Origin of the sequence: Erwinia sp. INIA01 (assembly GCF_025947915.1) — a bacterium.
Lineage (GTDB): Bacteria > Pseudomonadota > Gammaproteobacteria > Enterobacterales > Enterobacteriaceae > Erwinia > Erwinia coffeiphila.
Genome location: NZ_JAPDNC010000013.1, coordinates 1 through 23,363, shown reverse-complemented (window position 1 = coordinate 23,363; position 23,363 = coordinate 1). Strand labels below are relative to the sequence as shown.

The window sequence follows — 23,363 nt, the reverse complement described above, 5'->3', positions numbered from 1 at the left end:
AAGTTATCTACCAAATGTGATCTAAATCACTTTTAAGCCAGGGTTAATAATGGAAAGACTGAAAGGCATGTCCGTTTTCGCCAAAGTGGTGGAACTGGGCTCGTTCACCGCCGCAGCACAGCAGCTACAGCTCAGCGTTTCTGCGGTCAGCCAGATTGTCGCCCGGCTGGAAGATGAGCTGCAGGTTAAATTGCTTAATCGTAGTACGCGCAGTATCGGGCTGACCGAAGCAGGGAAGATCTATTTTCAGGGCTGTCGGAGAATGCTGTCTGAAGTTCAGCAGGTTCATGAACAGCTGTGGGCATTTAATAATACGCCCATCGGTACGCTGCGCATCGGCAGCTCTTCCACCATGTCGCAAAACCTGCTGGCCCCGATGACGGTGGAGATGCTGAAAGAATATCCCGGCCTGACAATTAATCTGGTCACCGGTATTCCGGCCCCTGACCTGATCGCCGATGGTCTGGATCTGGTCCTGCGTGTGGGTGCTCTTCAGGATTCCGGTCTGTTTTCCAAACGCCTGGGATCGATGCCGATGGTGGTCTGTGCAGCAAAAAGCTATCTGGCACAGCACGGTACGCCGGAAAATCCAGAGGATATCAGTAACTTTTCATGGCTTGAATACAGCGTGCGCACTGACAATGATTTTGAACTGACTTCACCGGAAGGTAAATCTGTTCGCTTATCGCCGCAGGGGCGTTTTGCCACCAATGATGCTCAGACGTTAATTCGCTGGCTGAAAGCCGGGACCGGTATCGCCTACGTGCCGCTGATGTGGGTGATTGAAGAGATTAACGCCGGTGAGGTTGAGATCCTGTTTACCCACTATCATTCGATGCCGCGCCCGGTCTATGCGCTCTATACGCAAAAAGACAAGCTGCCGCTCAAAGTTCAGGTATGTATTAACTACCTTATCAGTTACTTCGATAAGGTCGATGAAATCTACCGGGAATTCCGAAAGGTGTAGCGGGGAAATAAAAAATCGGGCGGCCGCCTGTGCGATCGCCCGATTTAAATAACTGAACGTTGCGAGAAAACCAGCGTTGAATTACGCCGTGCCGCCTACCGTGATTTTATCCAGCTTCAGCGTTGGCTGGCCGACGCCGACCGGCAGACTTTGCCCTTCTTTACCGCAGACGCCAACGCCTTTATCCAGCGCCAGATCGTTACCGACCATCGAAATCTGCTGCATCGCCTCAATGCCGGAACCGATCAGGGTTGCCCCCTTCACCGGTTTAGTCACTTTGCCGTTCTCAATCAGATAGGCTTCTGAGGTTGAGAACACAAACTTACCGGAGGTGATATCCACCTGACCACCGCCGAAGTTCGGCGCGTACAGGCCATATTCAACGCTGGCAATAATGTCTGACGGCGTCGATTTACCGGCCAGCATATAGGTGTTGGTCATCCGTGGCATCGGCAGGTGCGCGTAGGACTCACGGCGGCCGTTACCGGTTGGCTTAACGCCCATCAGACGCGCATTGAGCTTATCCTGCATGTAGCCTTTCAGAATACCGTTTTCAATCAGTACGTTGTACTGTCCCGGAACACCTTCATCATCAACGGCCAGCGAACCACGTAGCCCTTCAATGGTGCCGTCATCCACTACGGTACAGAGTTCAGAAGCCACCAGCTCCCCCATCTGACCGCTGAATACCGAAGTACCACGACGGTTGAAGTCGCCTTCCAGGCCGTGACCCACCGCTTCATGCAGCAGCACGCCCGGCCAGCCTGCGCCCAGTACCACAGGTACGGAGCCTGCCGGGGCCGCTACGGCGTTCAGATTCACCAGCGCCATACGGACCGCCTCACGCGCCCAGGCGTCGGCACGAACTTCACCGTCTTCATTCGCAAGGAAGAACTCATAACCATGACGACCACCGCCGCCGCTGGAACCACGCTCGCGCTTGCCGTTATCCTCAACCTGTACGCTGACGGACAGACGAACCAGCGGACGGACATCCGCCGCTAGCGTTCCATCCGTGGCCGCCACCAGCACCAGTTCGTAGACGCCGGTCAGGCTGGCAGAAACTTCCTGAACGCGCTTATCTGCAGCACGCGCGGCACTGTCAACACGGTGCAGCAGGGCAATTTTTTCTTCGCGGGTCAGGCTTTGCAGCGGATCGAGAGCCGGATACAGCGGGCGATGCAGCACCGCACCTAAGGTGTGCGACTGACCGTTGCCCTGTTCACGCACGATGCTTCTGGCCGCCGTTGCGCTCTGGTGCAGCGCATTCAAGGTGATCTGATCGGCATAGGCAAAACCGGTTTTCTCGCCGCTTACCGCGCGCACGCCCACACCCTGATCGATATTGTAGGAGCCATCTTTAATGATGCGGTCTTCCAGCACCCAGGATTCATGATAGCTGGACTGGAAATAGAGATCGGCGTAATCCAGCTTACGCTCGGAGAGCTGGCCGAGAATGGCAAACAGATCGTTATGACTAATATTATTGGCAGCCAGTAGCTGCTCACTCACCAAATTCAGACTCATGAATTCTCACTCAGTATGGATGAGCCAGATGCGACTGGCCCTCAATATTCATTTAGGTTCGCTATGTTTACAGCGTGAGGCAATTCCATAGCCACGTCAAATTCACTTATCGTCGTTTTCTCGCGGCTTGCGCAGTACCTCATTGATTTCAGGCTTATCAATTGGCCCGGTGATGTGATAGCGCAGTACTGAAATTTTATTCCACAGCGGCCCCAGCACCTTGCTGGCGGCAAACACGGCAGCACCCACAACCGGGTTAACGGCAAAGGCCACACCAACCCCGACCGTCGTAGAAATCTCCGGCGCGACCACTGCTTCCATATCAATCTGCCGTCTTACGAGATCCATTTTACCCTTCATGGCAATGTCCGCTTCCAGCCCATCCACCAGCAGGTTATCCGTGTGCATCACGCCATTTTCTATCCACGCGGTGCCGTTGATCGAATCAAACCAGAAGCCCTGACCAAAGGTGTCGCTGAAATCAAAACGCAGCTTGCGGATCAGCGCATCGAAGCTGACCAGCCGCAGCAGCTGACCGGCACGCCCGGTTGAGACGTCGGTAATCTGCCCCGCGCCAAGGTGCGATTTCAGCACCCCGCTCAACGTTTCTTCCGAAGGCTGCCACGGCGCAGAACGCCAGTGCAGATCGTAGTCGACGTTAAACGGCGCATCGCGCAACGGGCTGCTAATGCCGAACCAGTTGGTCGCCTCGTTGATTTTTTTGCCGCTCAGGACACCTTTCAATGAGGTGCGCTGACCATCAGGACGATTTACCCACTCACCGTTAACCGTCAGGCGTGCATTACCGCTGTCAATCAGCCCGTTCTCCAGCTTCAGCGTGTCGCCCGTCGGCGTCAGAGAAGCCTGCATGCGGCCAAATTTTTGCCCGCGCAGCCAGCACTCGGCGCAGTTCAGATTCAGTGCTGGCCAGCGGCTGAAGTCGATGCTGGAAGCATCGGCCGGCAGCGGAGCACCGCCGCCCGAGGTCTGCCACTGCGGGTTGTAATAGAGATATTTGAGCTGAGCGATCCAGGGGGCCGAGCGCTTCATCATCAGCGTCCCCTCCACTTCTTTCCCCTTCGCCGCGACCGTCGTGTCGCCAGCAACATCCTGGCTTAGCGTGACGTTGAGATCCTGCCATCGCTGCCCCGCCAGCGTCAGAGCGGGCGTATGCAGCCGGATATCGCCCGGTAACGTGCTGCTGCCCGCCTTTTCGTTCTCAGAACCGGCAGCGGCCATAAGCCCCATCCACGCGCTACCATCAAGCGGCGGCAGATTCAGCACCATACCCTGAGTCTCCGGCAGCGGCGGCGTGCGTTTCGCATCATTCTCCCAGATGCCACGATCGATGCGCAGCTGTTTGCCCAGCAGCCAGCGGCTGTTAAAACGATGACGACTGCCGACCGAGCCACTGAGATCGAAGCTATTAAGATTACCTTTCGCTGTCAGTTTGACTGGCGTATTTGCAGGCTTACTGAGATCCAACGGTGCAGGTAAGTGACTACTTACATTTTTCAGATCGCTGTCGATATCAACCTGATAATTTGCACCGCCGCCGTGCGGTAGCGTGATTTGAACTTTACCCTGCCATGGCAGATTCCCCGCCAGCTGCGACCTTACCGCTGCCGGTATAACATTGACCTCACCGGGCTGCCAGTCTGCCTGCAGATCTACACCAATCTGATAATCTTTCTCACCTTCCAGCGTACTAAAACTGACCGCCAGCGGCTGACCGAACCAGCGGGCATGCATCTGGTCGCTTTTCAAATCGCCGTTATCATAGGTGAGTCGCCCGGAAAGCTGCTCAAACGTGGTTTCCAGCGGTTTGATATGCAGAGAGTTGTTTTTAAAGTTAACGTCACCGGTCGCGCGGACCTGCCTGCCATCCAGCGGGATATCAATATGTAAGTTACCACTCACATTGCCGCCAACCTGTAGTTCATCAAGCGCAGCACCCAGCGATGACTTCAACGGCGAATCGTTGAAATAGTCGCGAACCTGGTCACCGCCGCCGCTAATTTCACCGTCAATCAGCAGTTTCTCTTCCAGATAATCAGGAATGACCGCCGAGATGTTACGCCCCTGCACCTCACCCAGCTTTGTTTCTTCAGCCTTCATCCACAGGCCGTTATTCACAAAATCGAGATCGATAGCCAGGTTTTCCAGCAGCGGCCAGCCGGGTTCGAATTCGTAGGTGGCTTTTCGCAGCGGTACCGCCACCTCAAACATGCCTTCGTTATGTTTAAACGGGAACTGATGCGGGTCACCGGCGAAGATCAGCGTGGCGTTATCCACCTGCCCGCCTTTTAGCGCACCGCTGAGGTAGTTGGTCAGTGACGTGCCCATTAGCGGTTCAGGGAAGTAGCGCCAGGCATCGGCGGCATCCGTCAGCTTGATACCGGCCAGGATGTCCAGGCGCGGGGACTGACCTTTCTGCTGTTGGTAATGGAAATCACCGCGGGACCAGAGCGAACGGGCCTGTACGTCAAGCTGCTCGCCGGACAGCGTCAGTCCGTCGGCATTATGCTGCCAGTTCAGCGCACCCGAAGCCCGGCTGATTTCCAGCGGAGCGCGGAACATATCGCCGTAGGGTAGTGTCGCCTGCTGTACGGCAAACGCCAGCTGACCGTCCGCCGCGCTGCCGGAAAGCGAACCGTTAAGGTGCTCCATGCCCGGCAGCAGCTTCCACTGCTGCCAGCTGAGGTTTTGCCAGCGTGCCTGGAAACGGGTCAGTTCGGGCTGGTTCAGCGGCACATCGGCGGCCAGCGACTGTATCTCGCCGCGCGGCTGCAGCGCGCGCCAGTTTTCCAGCAGTTCCGGCGAAAGTTTGGCAAATAGCGGAACCAGCGGGTCAAGCGAACCTAAATCCAGATGCGTGGCACGCACGCGCAGTTCAGCCTGCTTATCCGGCCCCGGCAGGTCGCTGCTTTGCGGCAGCCAGAGCATGGAAAGCTGACCCTTTGGCCACGGATTGTCGTCAGTGATAAAGCGCGTTTGCGGGATATTAAGCAGCCAGCCGCGGTTAAAGCGGCTGATATGCGCAGTCAGGTTATCCACGCGAAGGTGGTGCGGCCGATCGGCCCCCTCCCACTTTGCTCCGCCTCGCTTCAGCCAGACATCGCCACCCCAGACCTCACCGTTTTTCACTTCCATCCATGCGGCAAGGCTGAATTTTGCGCTTTCCAGGCTGGTATTATCGCGCATCCACTGCCCCAGCCACGGCTTCACATCCACATCATCGGCCTGCATCCACACGCGGCCGGTATCGAGATAACCGTTGCTGTCACTCAGATCGAGGCGAACCTGCACCTCGCCGTGCTGGCCGGTAAAGCTGGAAAGGCTGACCAGCCCCTCTGCCCGGTGGCGGTTACTTTCGTTAAGCCAGGTGAGCTGAGGAATTGCCAGTTGGGCACGTTGCCCGGAAGGGGTAACGAAGCTGATTTCACTGTCGCGCAGGTCGAAGTGATCGAACTGCCGCAGGAACAGGTTGTTGAGGCGATCGGCCTGTAAATCGGTTTGACCGCCGCCGCCGGTTAGCGGGGTGTTGGTGACCAGATTAAGCTGCCAGAAGGTCAGATCGCGAAACTGCCAGCGCAGATGCAGCAGTGACTGCCAGACATCCAGTGCCAGCGTGACGCGCTGAATGCTGACGCTGCCGCCGTCAGACAGCGCCGCCTGAATATCCTTAATTTCCAGGCGCGGACCGAAAGATTCCCAATTTCCAGACAGCGAACTGGCCGTTACCTTACCGCCTGCCGCGGCAGATACGCGCTCAAGAATCGGCTCGCGCCAGGTATTCATATGCGGCATCACCAGGCGTAAGCCACTAACCAGCAGCGCAATAACCACAACTAACGTTGCGCCAGTCAGTAGCAAAATCCTCGGCAGTTGCCTCACATGCCTCTCCTTGTTTCGTTCCGGGGTAACAGTTTTTACTCTACATCATCACTACGTCAAACTGTTCCTGCGTATAGAGCGGCTCAATCTGTACTTTAACCTGCTTGCCGACGAAGATTTCCACTTCTGCCAGCGCATGCGATTCATCGCTTTTCAGCGCCTCACCGACCGCCGGGGAAGCGTAGACAAGGAAGCGATCGGAGTCATAGGCATGATGCACACGAACGATCTCACGCATAATTTCATAACACACGGTTTCTACCGTTTTCAGCGTGCCGCGGCCTTTACATACCGGGCAGTCCTGACACAGCACGTGCTCAATACTTTCGCGGGTGCGCTTGCGCGTCATTTCCACCAGGCCGAGCTGAGAGAAACCGTTAATGCCGGTCTTCACCCGATCTTTGCTCAGCGCCTGCTCCAGCGAGTGCAGCACCCGGCGGCGGTGATCTTCATTACTCATATCGATAAAGTCGATAATAATAATGCCGCCGAGATTACGCAGCCGCAGCTGCCGGGCGATGGCCTGTGTGGCCTCGATATTCGTATTGAAGATGGTTTCTTCAAGATTACGATGGCCAACGAACGCACCGGTATTGATGTCGATGGTGGTCATCGCCTCGGTCTGATCAATAATCAGGTAACCACCGGATTTCAGCTCAACCTTACGGTCCAGCGAGCGCTGAATTTCATTTTCCACGTCGAACAGGTCGAATATCGGCTGCTTGCCGGTATACAGCTCCAGCTTCGCGGTCATTTCCGGGATGTACTCGCTGGTGAATTCCACCAGGTGTTCGAAAGTTTGACGTGAGTCGATACGAATGCGATCCAGCGCCGCGCCGGCAAAGTCGCGCAGAATACGCTGTGAAAGCGCCACCTCGCCGTACAGACGGTAGCGGGTTTGATTGCGCTTCTTGCGCTCAATCACCTTGGTCCACAGACGCTTGAGGAACGCAGCATCCGAGGCCAGCTCTTCTTCACCCACGCCTTCCGCCGCGGTGCGGATAATATAGCCGCCCAGCTCATCGCAGTAGCCGGAGACCACCGCTTTCAGGCGGTCGCGTTCGGCTTCGCTGTCAATGCGCTGTGAAACGCCGACGTGGGAGGCACCCGGCATAAACACCAGATAGCGTGATGGCAGCGTAATGTCGGTGGTCAGACGTGCGCCTTTGGTGCCCAGCGGATCTTTCACCACCTGCACCATCAGATCCTGCCCCTGACGAACCAGCTCGGAGATATCCCGCACCGAGAAGTTTTTCTGTTCATCGCCCGCGACGCATTCGGTGTGCGGCATGATGTCTGAAGCATGAAGAAAAGCGGCTTTCTCCAGACCGATATCCACAAACGCCGCCTGCATCCCAGGCAGTACCCGGCTGACGCGGCCTTTATAAATATTACCGACGATGCCACGGCGCGCTTCGCGCTCGATATGAATTTCCTGCAAAATGCCGCCATCGATGTAGGCTACGCGGGTTTCCGACGGCGTAATATTAACCAGCAGTTCAGCTGTCATCTTGTCCTCTCACTTCACGCAGCGCCAGGAAGCTGCTGAACAGCTCGGCTGTTTCAACCAGAGGCAATCCCACCACTGCGTAATAACTTCCGTTAATTTTTCTGACAAAGTTTCCACCCAGTCCCTGAATACCATACGCACCGGCTTTGTCCATCGGCTCGCCGCTGGCGATATAGTTCCTGATATCATCTGGTGTCAGTGAGCGAAACGTCACATCGGTGACAACAAGGCAATCAAGCGACCGCTGGCTGTCGGCAAACGCTACGGCAGTCATCACCTGATGGGTCTGGCCGGAGAGCTTTGCCAGCATCGCGGCTGCGGCATCTTTATCGGCTGGTTTTTCCAGCACTTCATTATGTAATACGGCTATGGTATCGGCCCCAAGTACGGGCAGATCCTGGCGGGCAACGGCCACGCCGGCCTGCGCTTTTTCCAGCGCCAGCCGACGGACGTAGTGTTCGGCCTGTTCACCATCGCGGCGCTGCTCTTCTACCTCAGTAGAGATGCGCTCAAATGATAAACCAAGCTGAGTCAGTAGTTCACGACGACGGGGAGAACCAGAAGCCAGATACAGGGATACCATAATTGTCCTTTATTGTACGGCAAACTGGCGGCGAATTTTTCTCATCAGTAAGAACAACCAGGGCCAGAGTATGCCGTCGATGACGCTGCTCCAGAAAATTTCTGGTCTGAACGAAACGTTGATTACCAGGAATTCGGCCCAGAAGACGATCACATCCATCGCCAGCGACAGCACCATCACCATCAGTGCCTGCTGCCACAGCGCCAGATTGCGGAACAGCTGGAATTTAAACGCCACCAGATACGCGATAATGCTCAATGCCAGCGCGCGTACGCCCAGCGTTGAACCAGAGATGAGGTCCATTATAGATCCCATCACGAATCCCGTACCGACATTTACCCGATGCGGCAGCGCCAGCACCCAGTAAATTAAGATCAGCAGCAGCCAGGATGGCCGGAACATATAAATCTGTTCCGGCCAGGGCATGATTTGCAATACCAACGCGACGAGGAATGAGAGCCAGATGACCCAGCGGCCATGACTGCGATAGCTACTCAAGGCTGACCTCCACGCACCGGTGACTGGCGGCGAACCGGCGCAGCCTGAGCTGGCGCGGGTTCCGTCACGGCAGCCGTGCCGGGCGCGGTGCTACCACTGTCACTAACAGCAGGCGGAGCCGGAGGCCCCATCTCGCTTACCGGCGGCAGTACCTGAGGCATCATCTGCATCAGACGTTCGTTTGCCACGCGGTGAACTTCATCAGGCGCCATTGGCATAGTGCCGTTACGATCGGCCCCCCACAGCAGCAGCAGATAGCGCAGACGCTGCAGTCCGGCGGTTGGACGAGCCTGAATCACCGTATAGGCACGCTGCGTATCCACTTTCACCGACGACACAACGCCGACGGGATAGCCTTCAGGGAAACGTCCACCGAGGCCCGACGTTACTAGCACGTCACCAACCCGAATATCGGTATTGCCCGGCAGATGCTCAAGCTGCAAATCTTCCGTGCAGCCGTTGCCCGCCGCGATCACGCGGATATCGTTGCGCAGCACCTGGATCGGCAGTGCATGGGAAGCATCGCAAATCAGCAGCACGCGGCTGGTGATTTTACCGACGGCAACCACCTGTCCGACGACGCCCTTATCGCTGATAACAGGCTGCCCTTCGTAAACCCCGTTTACGCTGCCTTTATCAATCACTACCTGATCGGTATAAGGATCGCTGCCAGTAGAGATGACCTGGGTCACCATCTTGTGTTCATCCTGACGCAGCGGCGAACCCAGCAGTTCGCGCAGGCGGGCATTTTCCTGTTTGAATTGTCCCAGCATCAGCAGCTCGCTGTTCTTCAGGATCAGTTCACGACGTAAGGCTTTATTTTCCAGCTCGACCTGCTGGCGGGAGGCCAATGTTTCAGAAACATCGTCCAGAATTTGACGCGGCCCATTGGCCAGAAAGTAGAATGGACTAACGGCGGTATCCATATAGGTGCGTATTTGGGTGAAAGCCCCCATACGACTATCGGCAACAATAACGCCTATTGCCACTATAACCGCTAAAAATAAGCGTAACTGCAGGGAAGGCCCCCTGCTGAACATCGGCTTCATAAAATCGGCGTTTTCCTCGACAACATGAAAAAGGAGTGCGGGCAGCGCCCCGCCACTCCCTTCAGGCAAATTATTCTTCGCTGAACAAATCGCCGCCGTGCATGTCAATCATTTCCAACGCTTTACCACCACCGCGTGCTACGCAGGTCAGCGGATCTTCTGCAACGACTACCGGAATGCCGGTCTCTTCCATAAGCAGGCGGTCCAGGTTACGCAGCAGCGCACCACCACCGGTCAGTACCATGCCGCGTTCGGAGATGTCAGATGCCAGCTCTGGTGGGCACTGTTCCAGTGCAACCATAACGGCGCTCACGATACCGGTCAAAGGCTCCTGCAGCGCTTCCAGGATCTCGTTTGAGTTCAGCGTGAAACCACGTGGAACCCCTTCAGCCAGGTTACGGCCACGCACTTCCATTTCATGCACTTCATCACCCGGGTACGCCGAGCCGATACCGTGCTTGATGCGTTCTGCGGTTGCTTCACCGATCAGTGAACCGTAGTTACGACGCACATAATTAATGATGGCTTCATCGAAGCGGTCACCACCAATACGTACGGAAGAGGAATAAACCACGCCGTTGAGGGAAATCACGGCAACTTCTGTTGTACCGCCACCGATATCCACCACCATCGAACCGGTCGCTTCAGATACCGGCAGACCAGCACCGATTGCCGCCGCCATTGGTTCCTCAATCAGGAACACTTCACGCGCGCCTGCCCCCTGGGCAGATTCACGGATAGCACGACGTTCAACCTGCGTTGCGCCCACAGGAACACAAACCAGCACGCGCGGACTTGGGCGCATAAAGCTGTTGCTGTGTACCTGTTTAATAAAGTGTTGCAGCATTTTTTCGGTCACGAAGAAGTCAGCGATAACGCCGTCTTTCATTGGACGAATAGCCGCGATATTGCCAGGCGTACGGCCCAGCATTTGTTTTGCATCATGACCTACTGCCGCCACGCTCTTAGGAGAACCGGCACGATCCTGACGAATAGCAACGACGGAGGGCTCATTAAGAACGATGCCCTGTCCTTTCACGTAGATCAGGGTATTGGCTGTACCCAGGTCGATGGACAAGTCGTTGGAAAACATGCCACGAAATTTTTTAAACATACTAAAGGATAATCCTGCAAGCTGGGGGCGGATAATAAAATCCGCTTACTTTACCAACCACACGAAGCAGCGACAAGGCGCAAAAACAGTCTACTTCGGTGAAAAATCATGCTATCTCGCGCCGGTGTCACAACCTTCAGCAGCATCTTCTGCAAAAAATGCTGATAACGCGGCATCCTGCCCTGGGGTTTAGACGGATAAAGCGGACATAACATACATAATATTTAACATTTTAGTTTCGCTTCGGCTGGCAAGGAAGCCGCTTCGAACCACACCGCGCGGCTATTCTACGTGAAAACCCGGCTAACGGCAGGCTAAACTCGATATCTTTGCGAATATTTTTTCACGTTGCTGTTGACCGGCTGAGAGGATGCAAAAAAGTCCCCCTGACCACCGGTAACGCCCAGCTCAACCAGAGTTTGCCACTCCTCTTTAAAACGCACTCCGGCGGCAAAAACCCGTGTTGATGTGTGCTTGCAGCTCTCAATCAGGCTCTGTACAAACAGCTGATTTTCCGTACGCCGCTCGATATTACGCACCAGCCCCGGATGCAGCTTAATCAGCTCCACCTGAAACTGCCGTATATAAGCGGTGCTAACCACGGTTAACCCTGCCTGGTTGATGGCCACGCGGCAGCCAAAACCATAGATCAAACGAAACACCGGGTCTAATCGGTTGAAGTGTTGACACACATCCGCTTCTGCAAGTTCAAATAAAATACGTTTTCTTTGTGATTTAGTGCATTGCAGCAAACTATCGCGCAGCCAGTTGAGGAAACTGCGCTGCAGCAGGGAGTCCAGAGTCAGGGGAATCGCCAGCGTCTCTTCGGGCCACAGGTCGACCAGCGTCAAGATCCGCGTCACCATCTGGCGGTCGTAGCGCTCCGCCAGTCCAAGCTGCTGCGCCAACGGCAGGTATTCCGCCGCCAGCAGCTCTTTTTCACCGTCAAATATGCGCGGCATCATCTCACGGTGATGAACCTTGCCTTCGCTGGTTACCGCCGGTTTCTGATACAGGCGAGGGCCGCCACGATTAACGGTATTTTCCAGTAGCGTGCGCCATTTCACGCTGCCCCGCCCCAGATCCTGAAGTGCACCTTCACCGACCGACCAGCCGTTTCCACCTTGTAACGTTGCCTGACGAGTGGCCAGCTCGGCATTCTCCATTACCTGCTGCGTAGTCTGCCCGCTGCGCCAGCCGCTGATACCGATATGGATCATATCCTCCCGATCCAGCATGCGCGTTGGCGGCAGCGTATCCACCGCCTTAATCAGCTGTGACGCAATGCCATCGGCATCTTTGACGCTGCGGTGCGGCAACAGCACGGCAAAGTCGCTGCGGAAGTAACGCGCCAGCAGCGCGCCGGGGTAGCGTAAAACGAAGGTCGACAGCAGATTGACTAGCGCAAACAGATAGTCCTGAACCTCGGTATGCCCCCAGCGCTCGCGCAGCGTGTCAAAATCCGGCAGGCGGATCATCATTACCATCCCGTGCGTGCCAACCGCCTCAGGATCTTCCAGTAACGTGGTCAATTGATTATCAAAGAACAGGCGATTATTTAATCCGGTACGCGGGTCCTGAGCGGCGAAGGTGCGGATCAGCGTGTCGACGCGGTAATGCTGCTCTCCCGCCTCTTTCAGATCCGCCAGCAGCAAATCAATTGCGCTACTCGCTTTTGCCGGCCATTCATGTATCGACCCCGGGCGTACGCTGGCGCGTTCACCTTTGATGATGGCTTCTGCACGCACCTCCAGCTTTTCCAGGCCTTTCAACTGCCGGTAAAGCCAGCGGTGGGCCTGCACCAGCAAAAATGTCATGATCGCCACCACGGCAACGATAGCCAGTAGCGTTGAGGCTCCAATCATCGAGCTGAACCACGTTTTGGTCGGATCGATCCACATAATGCGCAGAGTTAAATGCGGATGCTGGCGAAGATGAATATCGGTCTGACGAAAGCGGTTCGGTTCATCATCAAGCAGTGACTGCTGATGGCGGGTGACCTGCAACAGGGTGTTGTTGCCGTCATTCAGCTCAATGCGCTCAATCTGTAAGGGGTTCATGACCTGATGGAGCCAGGGAGAGATCTGCTGCGGAGACTGGGTTAACAAGGCGAGATCGACATCGTCAGCCATCCGTTCAACCCGAAATTCTGCTCTCTGGTTGCTAATATAGAAGAAGCTCAGCACACAGCCCACCAGCATTAGCAACATTCCTAATGTGCAGAGCAGTGTGATAATCGCAGAAAGTTTGGTGGTTAATCGCATCCTTGTGCCCATTCAACTGCGGTGACAGATACGCCATTAACGGTAATGTACGCTCGTAGATTAATGGCAGGTGGAAAGCAGGCACCCTAGCCTGAGTAACACGGAATGGAAAAATACCATAACCCGGATGCCGTTTGCTTGTCTGGTGTCAGATAATCAGAGGTTTCTGCGAGTATAGTCGTACCAGGTACTTTTTTCATTGAACACGCGATTTCAGGAGATTCACATGCAGGCACTGGTTCTCGAACAGGCAGACGGCAAGACACTGGCATCCATCCAGCAGGTTGACAGCAGCGATCTCCCTCCCGGCGACGTTACGGTGGATATTGAGTGGTCAGGCATTAACTATAAGGACGCGCTGGCGATTACCGGTAAGGGAAAGATTATTCGCCAGTTCCCGATGGTTCCCGGCATTGATTTTGCGGGAATAGTACACACCAGCAGCGATCCGCGCTTTCACAGCGGCCAGTCGGTGGTACTCACCGGCTGGGGCGTTGGCGAGAACCACTGGGGCGGACTGGCTGAACAGGCGCGGGTGAAAGCGGACTGGCTGGTTGCGCTACCTGAAGGCTTGGAGGCTCGCCAGGCAATGATTATCGGCACCGCCGGGCTGACTGCCATGCTTTGCGTCATGGCGCTTGAAGAAGGTGGAGTGACTCCGGAAAGCGGAGAGGTACTGGTAACAGCAGCCAGCGGCGGCGTGGGCAGCACGGCAATTGCCCTGCTGCACGCGCTGGGTTACCGAGTGACCGCCGTCAGCGGACGTGAATCTACCCACGACTATTTACAGCAGCTGGGCGCCACCCACATTTTGCCACGCAGCGAGTTCAGCGAAGCCTCCCGCCCGCTGGAAAAACAGCGCTGGGCAGGAGCAATCGATGCCGCAGGTGGCCAGGTACTGGCCAGCGTACTGGCGCAAACCTCCTGGGGCGGCGTGGTAGCCGCCTGTGGCCTTGCCGGTGGCTTCGATCTGCCCACCAGCGTGATGCCGTTTATTTTACGTAATGTGCGCCTGCAAGGGGTCGATTCCGTGATGGCCCCAACCGCACGACGTATTGCCGCCTGGAAACGCCTGGTCAAAGTTTTACCTGCCTCGTTCTATCAACAGGCCACGACGGAGATTTCGCTGTCACAGGCCCCTGAAGCCGCAGAAAAATTGTTAAATAATCAGATAACCGGCCGGACGCTGGTACGGGTTCGCTAATCCTTTCGCCCCGGTTTATTTGCCGGGGCTGATTTAACCGCAAATGCTCCATTTTACCTGAATGCTCGCTGAAACTTCTTCGCCAGGCCATGCTCTAATATCCACAGTCTTTGTCGAGAATTCCCCATGAAAACCGTAAACACACTGTCTGAAAACGACGTCACGCCGGAGAGCGTGTTTAATACCCGCCGGCGCACGCTGTTAAAAACCTTAGGACTTGGGGCTGCGGCTTTCACCCTGCCCGTTGCTGCCAGAGCCGATGTGCTTTCATGGTTTAAAGGCAACGATCGCCCAAAAGCGATGCCGGGTAAGGCACTGGAATTCAGTAAACCCGCGCAGTACCAGGCCGATTTACCGCTAACGCCGGAAGATAAGGTCACCGGTTACAATAACTTCTACGAATTCGGGCTGGATAAAGCCGATCCTGCCGCCAATGCGGGCACGCTAAAAACCACCGACTGGAAAATCACCATCGACGGTGAAGTGGCGAAACCACTGACTTTAGATATGGATGATATCTTTAAGCGCTTTCCACTGGAGCAGCGAATCTACCGCATGCGCTGCGTTGAAGCCTGGTCCATGGTGGTGCCGTGGATTGGCTTCGAACTGGGTAAATTGCTAAAAGCCGCTGAACCCACCAGCAATGCACGCTATGTCGCCTTCCAGACGGTCTATGCCCCGGATGAAATGCCCGGTCAGCAGGATCGTTTTATCGGCGGCGGGCTGGATTATCCCTATGTAGAAGGATTACGGCTGGATGAAGCCATGCATCCCCTGACCCTGCTGACCACCGGCGTTTATGGCAAAGCGCTGCCGCCGCAAAACGGCGCGCCGATCCGTTTGACCGTACCCTGGAAATACGGCTTTAAAGGGATTAAATCCATCGTAAAAATCAGTCTGGTCAAAGATATGCCGCCCACAACCTGGAACCAGCTGGCACCCAACGAATACGGGTTCTATGCCAACGTGAATCCACACGTCGATCACCCACGCTGGTCGCAGGCCAGCGAGCGCGTGATTGGATCAGGCGGTATTCTTGATGTTAAGCGCCAGCCGACGCTGTTGTATAACGGCTATGCCGAACAGGTGGCTTCGCTCTACCGTGGCCTTGATTTACGGGAAAATTTTTAAGTGATGCGCCTGAATGCGAAACAAATAACCGTCCTGAAGGTTCTGCTGCATCTGGCTGGCTTCCTGCCGTTCCTCTGGCTGCTGCTCTCTATCGATCAGGGCTGGTTCAGCGCCGATCCGGCGAAGGATATCCAGCATTTTACCGGCAGAATGGCGCTGAAGTTTCTGCTGGCCAGCCTGGCCGTCACACCTGTTGCTCGCTATGGAAAGCAGCCCCTGCTGATCCGCGTACGCCGATTGCTGGGGCTCTGGTGCTTTGCCTGGGCGACCCTGCATCTGCTCAGCTATTCGCTGCTGGAGCTGGGCCTCGACAATATTGGGCTTCTGGGTTCGGAACTGATTTACCGGCCGTATCTGACCTTCGGCTTGATCAGCTGGGTTATCCTGCTGCTGCTGGCCGCAACCTCCTTCCAGAAAGCCCAGCGTCGATTAGGAAAACGCTGGCAAACGCTGCATTACACCGTCTATCTGGTGGCAATTCTGGCACCCATTCACTATCTTTGGTCGGTGAAAGTGCTTTCGCCACAGCCGTGGATTTATGCGTTACTTGCCGCGATCCTGCTGGCATTCCGTTATAAAACATTCCGCAAGTGGTGGCCGTGGTAACCGGTTCTGCCCCCGCAGATAGCGTGTTCTCTGTCACAACGGGGTAAATCTTCGGCGTCTTTTTCACGGGCGCTGTGGATTATCTTCGCTGATAAGACCAGTATTTAGCTGCTAATTGCGTTGATATCGTTATAATGCCCGACTTCGTTTGCCAGCCGACATCAAATTTCATCTGAATGAGGTGACAAACCGGCTTTGGCGATGTATTTTGTGCGATGCCTCAATTATCGCAGGAGATAGCAGCAAGATGACGGATAAGTTTCATGTACTCCTTTTGAACGGTCCCAACCTGAATCTGCTGGGTACGCGTGAGCCGGAAAAGTATGGCCACACGACGCTGGGCGAGATTGTCAGCGATCTGACGGCACAGGCCGCAGCGCTGAACGTTACCCTGAGTCATCTCCAGTCCAATGCGGAACATGCGTTGATTGATCGCATACATGAGGCAAAAGGCAATGTCGATTATATCGTCATCAACCCGGCGGCATTCACCCATACCAGCGTAGCACTGCGTGATGCGCTGCTGGCAGTTAGCATCCCGTTTATCGAAGTTCATCTGTCAAATGTGCATGCCCGTGAGCCTTTTCGCCATCATTCATATCTTTCTGATATTTCTGCCGGCGTGATCTGTGGACTTGGCGTCGACGGTTATTCCTGGGCTTTACAGACAGCGGTAAAACGCCTGTCACCATCTAATTAAACAGAGTACGGAACCACACTTATGGATATTCGTAAGATTAAAAAACTGATCGAACTGGTTGAAGAATCAGGTATCGCTGAACTGGAAATCTCTGAAGGCGAAGAGTCAGTTCGTATCAGCCGTTCCCCGGCTAACGTTGGCTATCCAATGATGCAGCAGGCTTACGCTGCACCAATGATGCAGCAGCCGCAGCCCGCTCTGGCCGCCGCCGTGGCTCCTGCCACTGCACCGGCTATGGAAGCACCAGCGGCAGCTGAGATCAGCGGCCACATCGTGCGCTCTCCAATGGTAGGCACCTTCTACCGCACTCCTAGCCCGGATGCGAAAGCCTTCATTGAAATTGGCCAGAAAGTTAACGCCGGCGACACTCTGTGCATCGTTGAAGCGATGAAAATGATGAACCAGATCGAAGCCGATAAATCCGGCGTAGTGAAAGCGATCCTGGCCGAAAGCGGTCAGCCAGTTGAATTTGACGAGCCGCTGGTAGTCATCGAATAACGAGGCGAACCATGCTTGATAAAATTGTAATTGCTAACCGTGGTGAGATTGCGCTGCGTATTCTGCGTGCCTGTAAAGAGCTGGGCATCAAAACCGTTGCCGTGCACTCCACTGCGGATCGCGACCTGAAGCACGTGCTGCTGGCAGACGAAACCGTCTGCATCGGCCCGGCTCAGTCGGTAAAAAGCTATCTGAATATTCCGGCGCTGATCTCCGCGGCGGAAATCACCGGTGCGGTGGCTATCCACCCGGGTTACGGATTCCTGTCCGAGAACGCGGACTTTGCCGAGCAGGTTGAGCGTTCTGGCTTTATCTTTATCGGACCAAAAGCGGATACTATCCGTCTGATGGGCGATAAAGTTTCCGCTATCACCGCGATGAAGAAAGCCGGTGTGCCTACCGTTCCAGGTTCAGACGGTCCACTGACCGAGGACATGGATAAAAACCGTGCCTTTGCAAAACGCATTGGTTATCCGGTGATTATCAAAGCCTCCGGCGGCGGCGGTGGTCGCGGTATGCGCGTTGTGCGCAGCGACAAAGATCTGGAGCAATCCATCACCATGACGAAAGCGGAAGCCAAAGCGGCTTTCAACAACGACATGGTGTACATGGAGAAGTACCTGGAAAATCCACGCCACATCGAAATCCAGGTTATGGCCGATGGTCAGGGCAACGCTATCTATCTGGCCGAGCGCGACTGTTCCATGCAGCGTCGTCACCAGAAAGTGGTGGAAGAAGCGCCAGCACCGGGCATTACTGAAGAACTGCGTCGCTATATCGGCGAGCGTTGCTCTAAAGCCTGTGTGGATATCGGCTATCGCGGTGCGGGTACTTTCGAGTTCCTGTTTGAAAACGGTGAGTTCTACTTCATTGAAATGAACACCCGTATTCAGGTTGAGCACCCGGTTACTGAAATGATCACCGGCGTTGATCTGATCAAAGAGCAGCTGCGTATCGCTGCCGGTCAACCGCTGTCAATCAAACAGGAAGAAGTGACCGTTCGCGGCCATGCGGTGGAATGCCGTATTAACGCCGAAGACCCGAACACCTTCCTGCCAAGCCCTGGCAAGATCACCCGCTTCCATGCGCCTGGTGGTTTTGGCGTGCGCTGGGAATCACATATCTACGCCGGTTACAGCGTGCCGCCGTATTATGATTCAATGATTGGTAAGCTGATCACCTACGGTGAAACCCGCGATGTTGCGATCTCCCGCATGAAAAATGCGCTGGCGGAGCTGATTATTGACGGGATCAAAACCAATATCGAACTGCAGATGAAAATCATGTCAGACGAGAACTTCCAGCACGGTGGAACCAACATCCACTACCTGGAGAAAAAACTCGGCCTGCAAGAGAAGTAATCCTGCCTGCTCGTGGGCCTGCATCGTCAGGCCCATTCTCCTTCCCCGTAAGTCACTTCTAAAGGTATTGCCGGGTCATGAGCCTTAACTCTGCTATCCCAGCATGAAACAACCTTTGCCGTCACTCTGAGGAGATACGGATGGATACGCGTTTTCTACAGGCAAATAAAGAGGCCCGCTGGTCGTTCTGGCTGGCTGTAGCCTATCTTGCCTGCTGGGTGCTGACGGCCTGGCTGTGGGACGAACGCGCCGGCATCACCGGGCTGCCGCACTGGTTTGAACTCTCCTGCCTGCTGGTGCCCGGCCTGTTTATTTTTCTCTGCTGGCTGATGGTTCGCGTGATTTTCCGCGATATTCCCCTGGAGGATGACAGTGAAGCTTGAGATTATTTTACCGCTGATTGGTTATTTACTGCTGGTCGCCGGTCTGTCGGTGTTTGCCATGCGCAAGCGCCGCGAAGGCAGCTTCCTCACCGAGTATTTCCTTGGCAGCCGTTCCATGGGCGGCTTTGTACTGGCGATGACCCTGACAACCACTTATATCAGCGCCAGTTCCTTTATTGGTGGGCCAGGTGCCGCCTATAAATACGGCCTCGGCTGGGTGCTGCTGTCGATGGTACAGGTTCCCGCTGTCTGGCTGGCGCTGGGCGTACTGGGGAAAAAGTTCGCGATTCTTGCCCGTCGCTATAACGCCGTCACGCTCAACGATATGCTGTATGCCCGCTACCGCAGCCCGCTGCTGGTATGGCTGGCGAGTCTTAGCCTGCTGGTTGCTTTTATCGGCGCGATGACAGTGCAGTTTATCGGCGGTGCGCGCCTGCTGGAGACGGCAGCGGGTATCCCTTACGATACCGGCCTGCTGATTTTCGGCGGCAGTATTGCGCTATATACCGCCTTTGGCGGCTTCCGCGCCAGCGTGCTGAACGATGCGATGCAGGGCCTGGTGATGCTGCTGGGAACGTTTTTGCTGCTGTATGCGGTGATCCACGCGGCAGGTGGAATGCACAGCGCCGTTGCCAAACTGGAAGCGATCGATCCCCGGCTGATTACGCCTTCCGGTGTGGATAATATTCTGACGCCAACGTTCCTCGCCTCTTTCTCGGTCCTGGTCTGCTTCGGGGTGATTGGCCTGCCGCATACCGCCGTGCGCTGTATCTCCTATAAAGACAGCAAAGCGGTACATATGGCGATCGTTCTCGGTACTATCGTGGTCGTTGTGCTGATGCTGGGTATGCATCTGGCCGGTGCACTTGGCCGCGCAGTGCTGCCGGATCTGGCGATCCCCGATCAGGTGATCCCAACGCTGATGATCCAGGTATTACCGCCGCTGGCTGCAGGGATCTTCCTTGCCGCTCCGATGGCGGCGATCATGTCAACGATCAATGCCCAGCTGCTACAATCATCGGCAACGATCGTGAAAGATCTCTACCTGCGCGTGCGGCCTGAGCATATGGCGAACGAGCGCCTGCTTAAACGCTTCTCCAGTCTGGTAACGCTGGTGTTGGGTTTGCTGCTGCTGCTGGCGGCGTGGAATCCGCCCGATATGATCATCTGGCTTAATTTGCTGGCCTTCGGGGGGCTTGAAGCCGTGTTCCTCTGGCCGCTGGTGCTGGGGCTGTACTGGGAAAAGGCGAATGCCGCCGGTGCTCTGAGCAGCATGATTACCGGTGCTGCCTGCTACACACTGCTGGCCAGCCTGCACGTTGAACCGATGGGTTTCCACCCGATTGTGCCCGCGCTGCTGCTCAGCCTGCTGGCATTTATTGCCGGTAACCGTTTTGGTCACTCTGCCGCTGAACCGCAGAAGACCTCCACCCTGTTTGAATAAGAGAATTGCTATGCCCTGGATACAGATGAAGATTAATACGACCGGCGCTCAGGCTGAAGAACTCGGTGACGCACTGATTGAAAACGGCGCGGTATCGGTGACCTTCCAGGATACGCACGATAATCCGGTTTTCGAACCGCTGCCGGGCGAAACCCGCCTGTGGGGCGACACCGATGTGATCGGCCTGTTTGACGCCGAAACCGAGATGCCGGACGTGATCGCCGGACTGGAACAGCATCCGCTGCTGGGATCGGGCTTCCACCACAAGATCGAGCAGATCGAAGATAAGGACTGGGAACGTGAGTGGATGGACAATTTCCACCCGATGCGTTTTGGTCAGCGTCTGTGGATCTGCCCAAGCTGGCGCGATGTGCCCGATCCTGAGGCGGTTAACGTGATGCTCGATCCGGGGCTCGCCTTTGGCACCGGCACCCATCCCACCACAGCGCTCTGCCTCGCATGGCTGGATGGCCTGGACCTGGTGGGTAAAACAGTAATCGATTTTGGCTGCGGCTCCGGCATTCTGGCCATTGCGGCGCTGAAGCTGGGTGCAGCACAGGCGATTGGCATTGATATCGATCCTCAGGCTATTCAGGCAAGCCGTGACAACGCTGAACGTAACGGTGTTTCTGAACGCCTGTCGCTGTACCTGCCCCACCAGCAGCCGGACAACCTGAGTGCCGATGTGGTGGTCGCCAATATTCTTGCAGGCCCGCTGCGCGAGCTGGCACCGCTGATTAGCGTGTTACCAAAAAGCGGTGGTCATTTGGGGCTTTCCGGCGTACTGGCGAGCCAGGCAGAAAGCGTCTGTGAAGCCTACGCAGACACCTTTACTCTCGACCCGGTCGCCGAGAAAGAGGAGTGGTGCCGTATTACCGGTATCCGCCACTAAAATTTCGCTGGTACAGGTCATTAGAACTGTGCCAGCGCGTTCTTTGCGTCACATGTGCCAAATAACACCCAATCTGACGTGAAAAATGTTGTTATATTGGTCACAAAAAAAGAAAAATCTTTGTACACAATTTCAGCATATTTTTTTAATTTATTGTTTTATATGAATTAAAATATACAACATGAGCTGAGCTACGCACGACATTGACCGCTAGCGTTAGATTGTTCAAAGTTTGGCCTTTCATCTTCCTGAAAAAATGCGTAATATACGCCGCCTTGCGGACACACTATGGTCACTTTTTTTTCATGCGCATAGGAAATCACCAGCTTCGTAATCGATTGATTGCAGCCCCGATGGCCGGGATCACCGACAGGCCGTTCAGGACCCTTTGCTATTCAATGGGCGCTGGAATGACCGTATCCGAGATGTTGTCGTCTAACCCTGAAGTTTGGGCCAGCGATAAATCACGGTTGCGTATGGTACACAGTGATGAGCCAGGTATTCGTACCGTGCAAATTGCAGGTTGTGACCCGGAAGAGATGGCACAAGCCGCGCGTATCAATGCAGCATCAGGTGCGCAGGTCATTGACATCAACATGGGATGTCCGGCCAAAAAAGTGAATCGGAAAATGGCAGGTTCGGCACTGCTGCAGCACCCTGAGCTGGTGAAGTCTATCCTCTCGGCGGTGGTCAATGCAGTTGACGTACCGGTAACATTAAAGATTCGCACCGGCTGGGACAGCGACAACCGCAACTGCGTAGAGATTGCCCAATTGGCTGAACGCTGCGGTATTCAGGCCCTGACAATTCATGGACGCACACGCGCCTGTTTGTTCAACGGCGAAGCTGAGTACGACAGCATTCGGACAGTTAAGCAGAACGTATCCATTCCGATTATCGCGAATGGAGACATTACTGACCCGCATAAAGCCAGAGCTGTGCTTGACTATACGGGGGCTGATGCCCTGATGATAGGACGCGCGGCTCAGGGAAGACCGTGGATCTTCCGGGAAATCCAGCATTATCTGGACACTGGGGAGCTGCTGGCACCGATGCCACTGGCTGAAGTAAAGCGCTTGCTCATCGAGCACTTACGGGAACTGCACGACTTTTATGGTCACCGCAAAGGATACCGTATTGCCCGAAAGCACGTCTCCTGGTATCTCCAGGAGCATGCCCCAAACGACCAGTTTCGGCGCACATTCAACGCCATTGAGGATGCCAGCGAACAGCTGGAGGCGTTGGAGGCATACTTCGAAAATCTTGCGTAATTAGAAATAAAGAGCTGACAGAACTATGTTCGAACAACGCGTAAATTCTGACGTACTGACCGTATCTACCGTGAACTCACAGGATCAGGTGACCCAAAAGCCACTTCGTGATTCGGTCAAGCAGGCACTGAAGAACTATTTTGCTCAACTGAATGGTCAGGATGTGAATGACCTGTATGAGCTGGTACTGGCTGAAGTAGAACAGCCTCTGTTGGACATGGTGATGCAATACACCCGTGGCAACCAGACCCGTGCAGCCCTGATGATGGGTATCAACCGCGGAACACTGCGTAAGAAACTGAAAAAATACGGCATGAACTGATACTAATCAGTTATGTGTTTGATAAAAGGCGCTCCTCGGCATGGGAAGCGCCTTTTTTAATGGCCTTGACCCGTCCTGAATAGCGTTGACACGTTCCCGACTTAAATACGGAGAACGTGATGATGACTGAGTTCAAACGCAC

General features: G+C 55.1%; 20 protein-coding genes. 12 read left to right on the top strand and 8 right to left on the bottom strand.

Annotated features, from left to right (window positions below):
* Positions 1 to 49 precede the first annotated feature (49 nt).
* Positions 50 to 967, top strand: a complete 918-nt coding sequence (gene aaeR / locus OMR58_RS20815) for an HTH-type transcriptional activator AaeR (protein WP_105592893.1) — start codon at positions 50 to 52, stop codon at positions 965 to 967.
* Between the two features lie 81 nt (positions 968 to 1,048).
* Here aaeR and tldD read toward each other — a convergent pair whose 3' ends face one another.
* The 8 genes from tldD to csrD all read right to left on the bottom strand — a co-directional run bounded on the left by tldD (position 1,049) and on the right by csrD (position 13,409).
* The gene (tldD, locus tag OMR58_RS20810; RefSeq protein WP_205066530.1) at positions 1,049 to 2,494 is read right to left on the bottom strand and encodes a metalloprotease TldD; all 1,446 of its coding nucleotides are present in this window, start codon (positions 2,492 to 2,494) and stop codon (positions 1,049 to 1,051) included.
* A 102-nt stretch (positions 2,495 to 2,596) separates the two neighbouring features.
* Positions 2,597 to 6,391 carry an AsmA2 domain-containing protein YhdP gene (gene yhdP, locus OMR58_RS20805; RefSeq protein ID WP_264546835.1) on the bottom strand — a complete coding sequence of 1,265 codons (3,795 nt, stop codon included), beginning with the start codon at positions 6,389 to 6,391 and terminating at the stop codon, positions 2,597 to 2,599.
* A 40-nt stretch (positions 6,392 to 6,431) separates the two neighbouring features.
* On the bottom strand, positions 6,432 to 7,901 hold the full coding sequence (gene rng / locus OMR58_RS20800; RefSeq protein WP_105592890.1) for a ribonuclease G: 1,470 nt from the start codon (positions 7,899 to 7,901) through the stop codon (positions 6,432 to 6,434).
* Entirely contained in the window at positions 7,891 to 8,484 is a 594-nt protein-coding gene (locus OMR58_RS20795) for a Maf family protein (protein ID WP_264546834.1), read from the bottom strand. The genes rng and OMR58_RS20795 overlap by 11 nt, the downstream gene beginning before the upstream one ends.
* 9 nt (positions 8,485 to 8,493) lie before the next feature.
* A complete protein-coding gene (gene mreD / locus OMR58_RS20790) occupies positions 8,494 to 8,982 on the bottom strand; it encodes a rod shape-determining protein MreD (RefSeq protein WP_105592888.1) in 489 nt (162 codons plus the stop codon).
* Positions 8,979 to 10,031, bottom strand: a complete 1,053-nt coding sequence (gene mreC / locus OMR58_RS20785; RefSeq protein ID WP_234471967.1) for a rod shape-determining protein MreC — start codon at positions 10,029 to 10,031, stop codon at positions 8,979 to 8,981. Before mreC ends, mreD begins: the two co-directional genes overlap by 4 nt.
* A gap of 70 nt (positions 10,032 to 10,101) precedes the next feature.
* Positions 10,102 to 11,145, bottom strand: a complete 1,044-nt coding sequence (gene mreB / locus OMR58_RS20780) for a rod shape-determining protein MreB (protein WP_105592886.1) — start codon at positions 11,143 to 11,145, stop codon at positions 10,102 to 10,104.
* 314 nt (positions 11,146 to 11,459) lie between these two features.
* Entirely contained in the window at positions 11,460 to 13,409 is a 1,950-nt protein-coding gene (gene csrD, locus OMR58_RS20775; RefSeq protein ID WP_264546833.1) for an RNase E specificity factor CsrD, read from the bottom strand.
* A gap of 226 nt (positions 13,410 to 13,635) precedes the next feature.
* Here csrD and acuI point away from each other — a divergent pair, with 226 nt between their 5' ends.
* From acuI to fis, 11 genes are all read left to right on the top strand, one after another.
* Complete coding sequence (acuI, locus tag OMR58_RS20770) at positions 13,636 to 14,613, top strand: acrylyl-CoA reductase (NADPH) (RefSeq protein ID WP_264546832.1); 978 nt, start codon at positions 13,636 to 13,638, stop codon at positions 14,611 to 14,613.
* Positions 14,614 to 14,739: 126 nt separating this feature from the next.
* Positions 14,740 to 15,744, top strand: coding sequence for a protein-methionine-sulfoxide reductase catalytic subunit MsrP (msrP, locus tag OMR58_RS20765; protein ID WP_264546831.1), 1,005 nt, complete (start codon positions 14,740 to 14,742; stop codon positions 15,742 to 15,744).
* A gap of 3 nt (positions 15,745 to 15,747) precedes the next feature.
* On the top strand, positions 15,748 to 16,350 hold the full coding sequence (msrQ, locus tag OMR58_RS20760; RefSeq protein ID WP_200561961.1) for a protein-methionine-sulfoxide reductase heme-binding subunit MsrQ: 603 nt from the start codon (positions 15,748 to 15,750) through the stop codon (positions 16,348 to 16,350).
* Between the two features lie 247 nt (positions 16,351 to 16,597).
* Entirely contained in the window at positions 16,598 to 17,050 is a 453-nt protein-coding gene (gene aroQ / locus OMR58_RS20755; RefSeq protein WP_105592881.1) for a type II 3-dehydroquinate dehydratase, read from the top strand.
* 21 nt (positions 17,051 to 17,071) lie between these two features.
* Positions 17,072 to 17,548: an acetyl-CoA carboxylase biotin carboxyl carrier protein gene (gene accB, locus OMR58_RS20750; RefSeq protein ID WP_264546830.1), complete on the top strand. Its 477-nt coding sequence runs from the start codon at positions 17,072 to 17,074 to the stop codon at positions 17,546 to 17,548.
* Positions 17,549 to 17,559: 11 nt separating this feature from the next.
* Positions 17,560 to 18,909 carry an acetyl-CoA carboxylase biotin carboxylase subunit gene (accC, locus tag OMR58_RS20745; RefSeq protein WP_200561802.1) on the top strand — a complete coding sequence of 450 codons (1,350 nt, stop codon included), beginning with the start codon at positions 17,560 to 17,562 and terminating at the stop codon, positions 18,907 to 18,909.
* A 140-nt stretch (positions 18,910 to 19,049) separates the two neighbouring features.
* On the top strand, positions 19,050 to 19,292 hold the full coding sequence (locus OMR58_RS20740) for a YhdT family protein (protein WP_264546829.1): 243 nt from the start codon (positions 19,050 to 19,052) through the stop codon (positions 19,290 to 19,292).
* Entirely contained in the window at positions 19,282 to 20,736 is a 1,455-nt protein-coding gene (gene panF, locus OMR58_RS20735) for a sodium/pantothenate symporter (RefSeq protein ID WP_264546828.1), read from the top strand. Before OMR58_RS20740 ends, panF begins: the two co-directional genes overlap by 11 nt.
* Before the next feature lie 10 nt (positions 20,737 to 20,746).
* Positions 20,747 to 21,628, top strand: a complete 882-nt coding sequence (gene prmA, locus OMR58_RS20730) for a 50S ribosomal protein L11 methyltransferase (RefSeq protein ID WP_200561796.1) — start codon at positions 20,747 to 20,749, stop codon at positions 21,626 to 21,628.
* 305 nt (positions 21,629 to 21,933) lie between these two features.
* Entirely contained in the window at positions 21,934 to 22,899 is a 966-nt protein-coding gene (gene dusB / locus OMR58_RS20725; protein ID WP_105592875.1) for a tRNA dihydrouridine synthase DusB, read from the top strand.
* A 25-nt stretch (positions 22,900 to 22,924) separates the two neighbouring features.
* Positions 22,925 to 23,221, top strand: coding sequence for a DNA-binding transcriptional regulator Fis (gene fis, locus OMR58_RS20720; protein WP_000462905.1), 297 nt, complete (start codon positions 22,925 to 22,927; stop codon positions 23,219 to 23,221).
* The last annotated feature ends 142 nt before the right edge of the window (positions 23,222 to 23,363 follow it).

Bases quoted from the DNA above. Each gene is read 5' to 3' on its own strand.
- aaeR (WP_105592893.1), top strand. From the start codon at position 50: ATGGAAAGACTGAAAGGCATGTCCGTTTTCGCCAAAGTGGTGGAACTG.
- tldD (WP_205066530.1), bottom strand. From the start codon at position 2,494: ATGAGTCTGAATTTGGTGAGTGAGCAGCTACTGGCTGCCAATAATATT.
- rng (WP_105592890.1), bottom strand. From the start codon at position 7,901: ATGACAGCTGAACTGCTGGTTAATATTACGCCGTCGGAAACCCGCGTA.
- OMR58_RS20795 (WP_264546834.1), bottom strand. From the start codon at position 8,484: ATGGTATCCCTGTATCTGGCTTCTGGTTCTCCCCGTCGTCGTGAACTA.
- mreC (WP_234471967.1), bottom strand. From the start codon at position 10,031: ATGAAGCCGATGTTCAGCAGGGGGCCTTCCCTGCAGTTACGCTTATTT.
- mreB (WP_105592886.1), bottom strand. From the start codon at position 11,145: ATGTTTAAAAAATTTCGTGGCATGTTTTCCAACGACTTGTCCATCGAC.
- csrD (WP_264546833.1), bottom strand. From the start codon at position 13,409: ATGCGATTAACCACCAAACTTTCTGCGATTATCACACTGCTCTGCACA.
- acuI (WP_264546832.1), top strand. From the start codon at position 13,636: ATGCAGGCACTGGTTCTCGAACAGGCAGACGGCAAGACACTGGCATCC.
- msrP (WP_264546831.1), top strand. From the start codon at position 14,740: ATGAAAACCGTAAACACACTGTCTGAAAACGACGTCACGCCGGAGAGC.
- msrQ (WP_200561961.1), top strand. From the start codon at position 15,748: ATGCGCCTGAATGCGAAACAAATAACCGTCCTGAAGGTTCTGCTGCAT.
- aroQ (WP_105592881.1), top strand. From the start codon at position 16,598: ATGACGGATAAGTTTCATGTACTCCTTTTGAACGGTCCCAACCTGAAT.
- accB (WP_264546830.1), top strand. From the start codon at position 17,072: ATGGATATTCGTAAGATTAAAAAACTGATCGAACTGGTTGAAGAATCA.
- accC (WP_200561802.1), top strand. From the start codon at position 17,560: ATGCTTGATAAAATTGTAATTGCTAACCGTGGTGAGATTGCGCTGCGT.
- OMR58_RS20740 (WP_264546829.1), top strand. From the start codon at position 19,050: ATGGATACGCGTTTTCTACAGGCAAATAAAGAGGCCCGCTGGTCGTTC.
- prmA (WP_200561796.1), top strand. From the start codon at position 20,747: ATGCCCTGGATACAGATGAAGATTAATACGACCGGCGCTCAGGCTGAA.
- dusB (WP_105592875.1), top strand. From the start codon at position 21,934: ATGCGCATAGGAAATCACCAGCTTCGTAATCGATTGATTGCAGCCCCG.
- fis (WP_000462905.1), top strand. From the start codon at position 22,925: ATGTTCGAACAACGCGTAAATTCTGACGTACTGACCGTATCTACCGTG.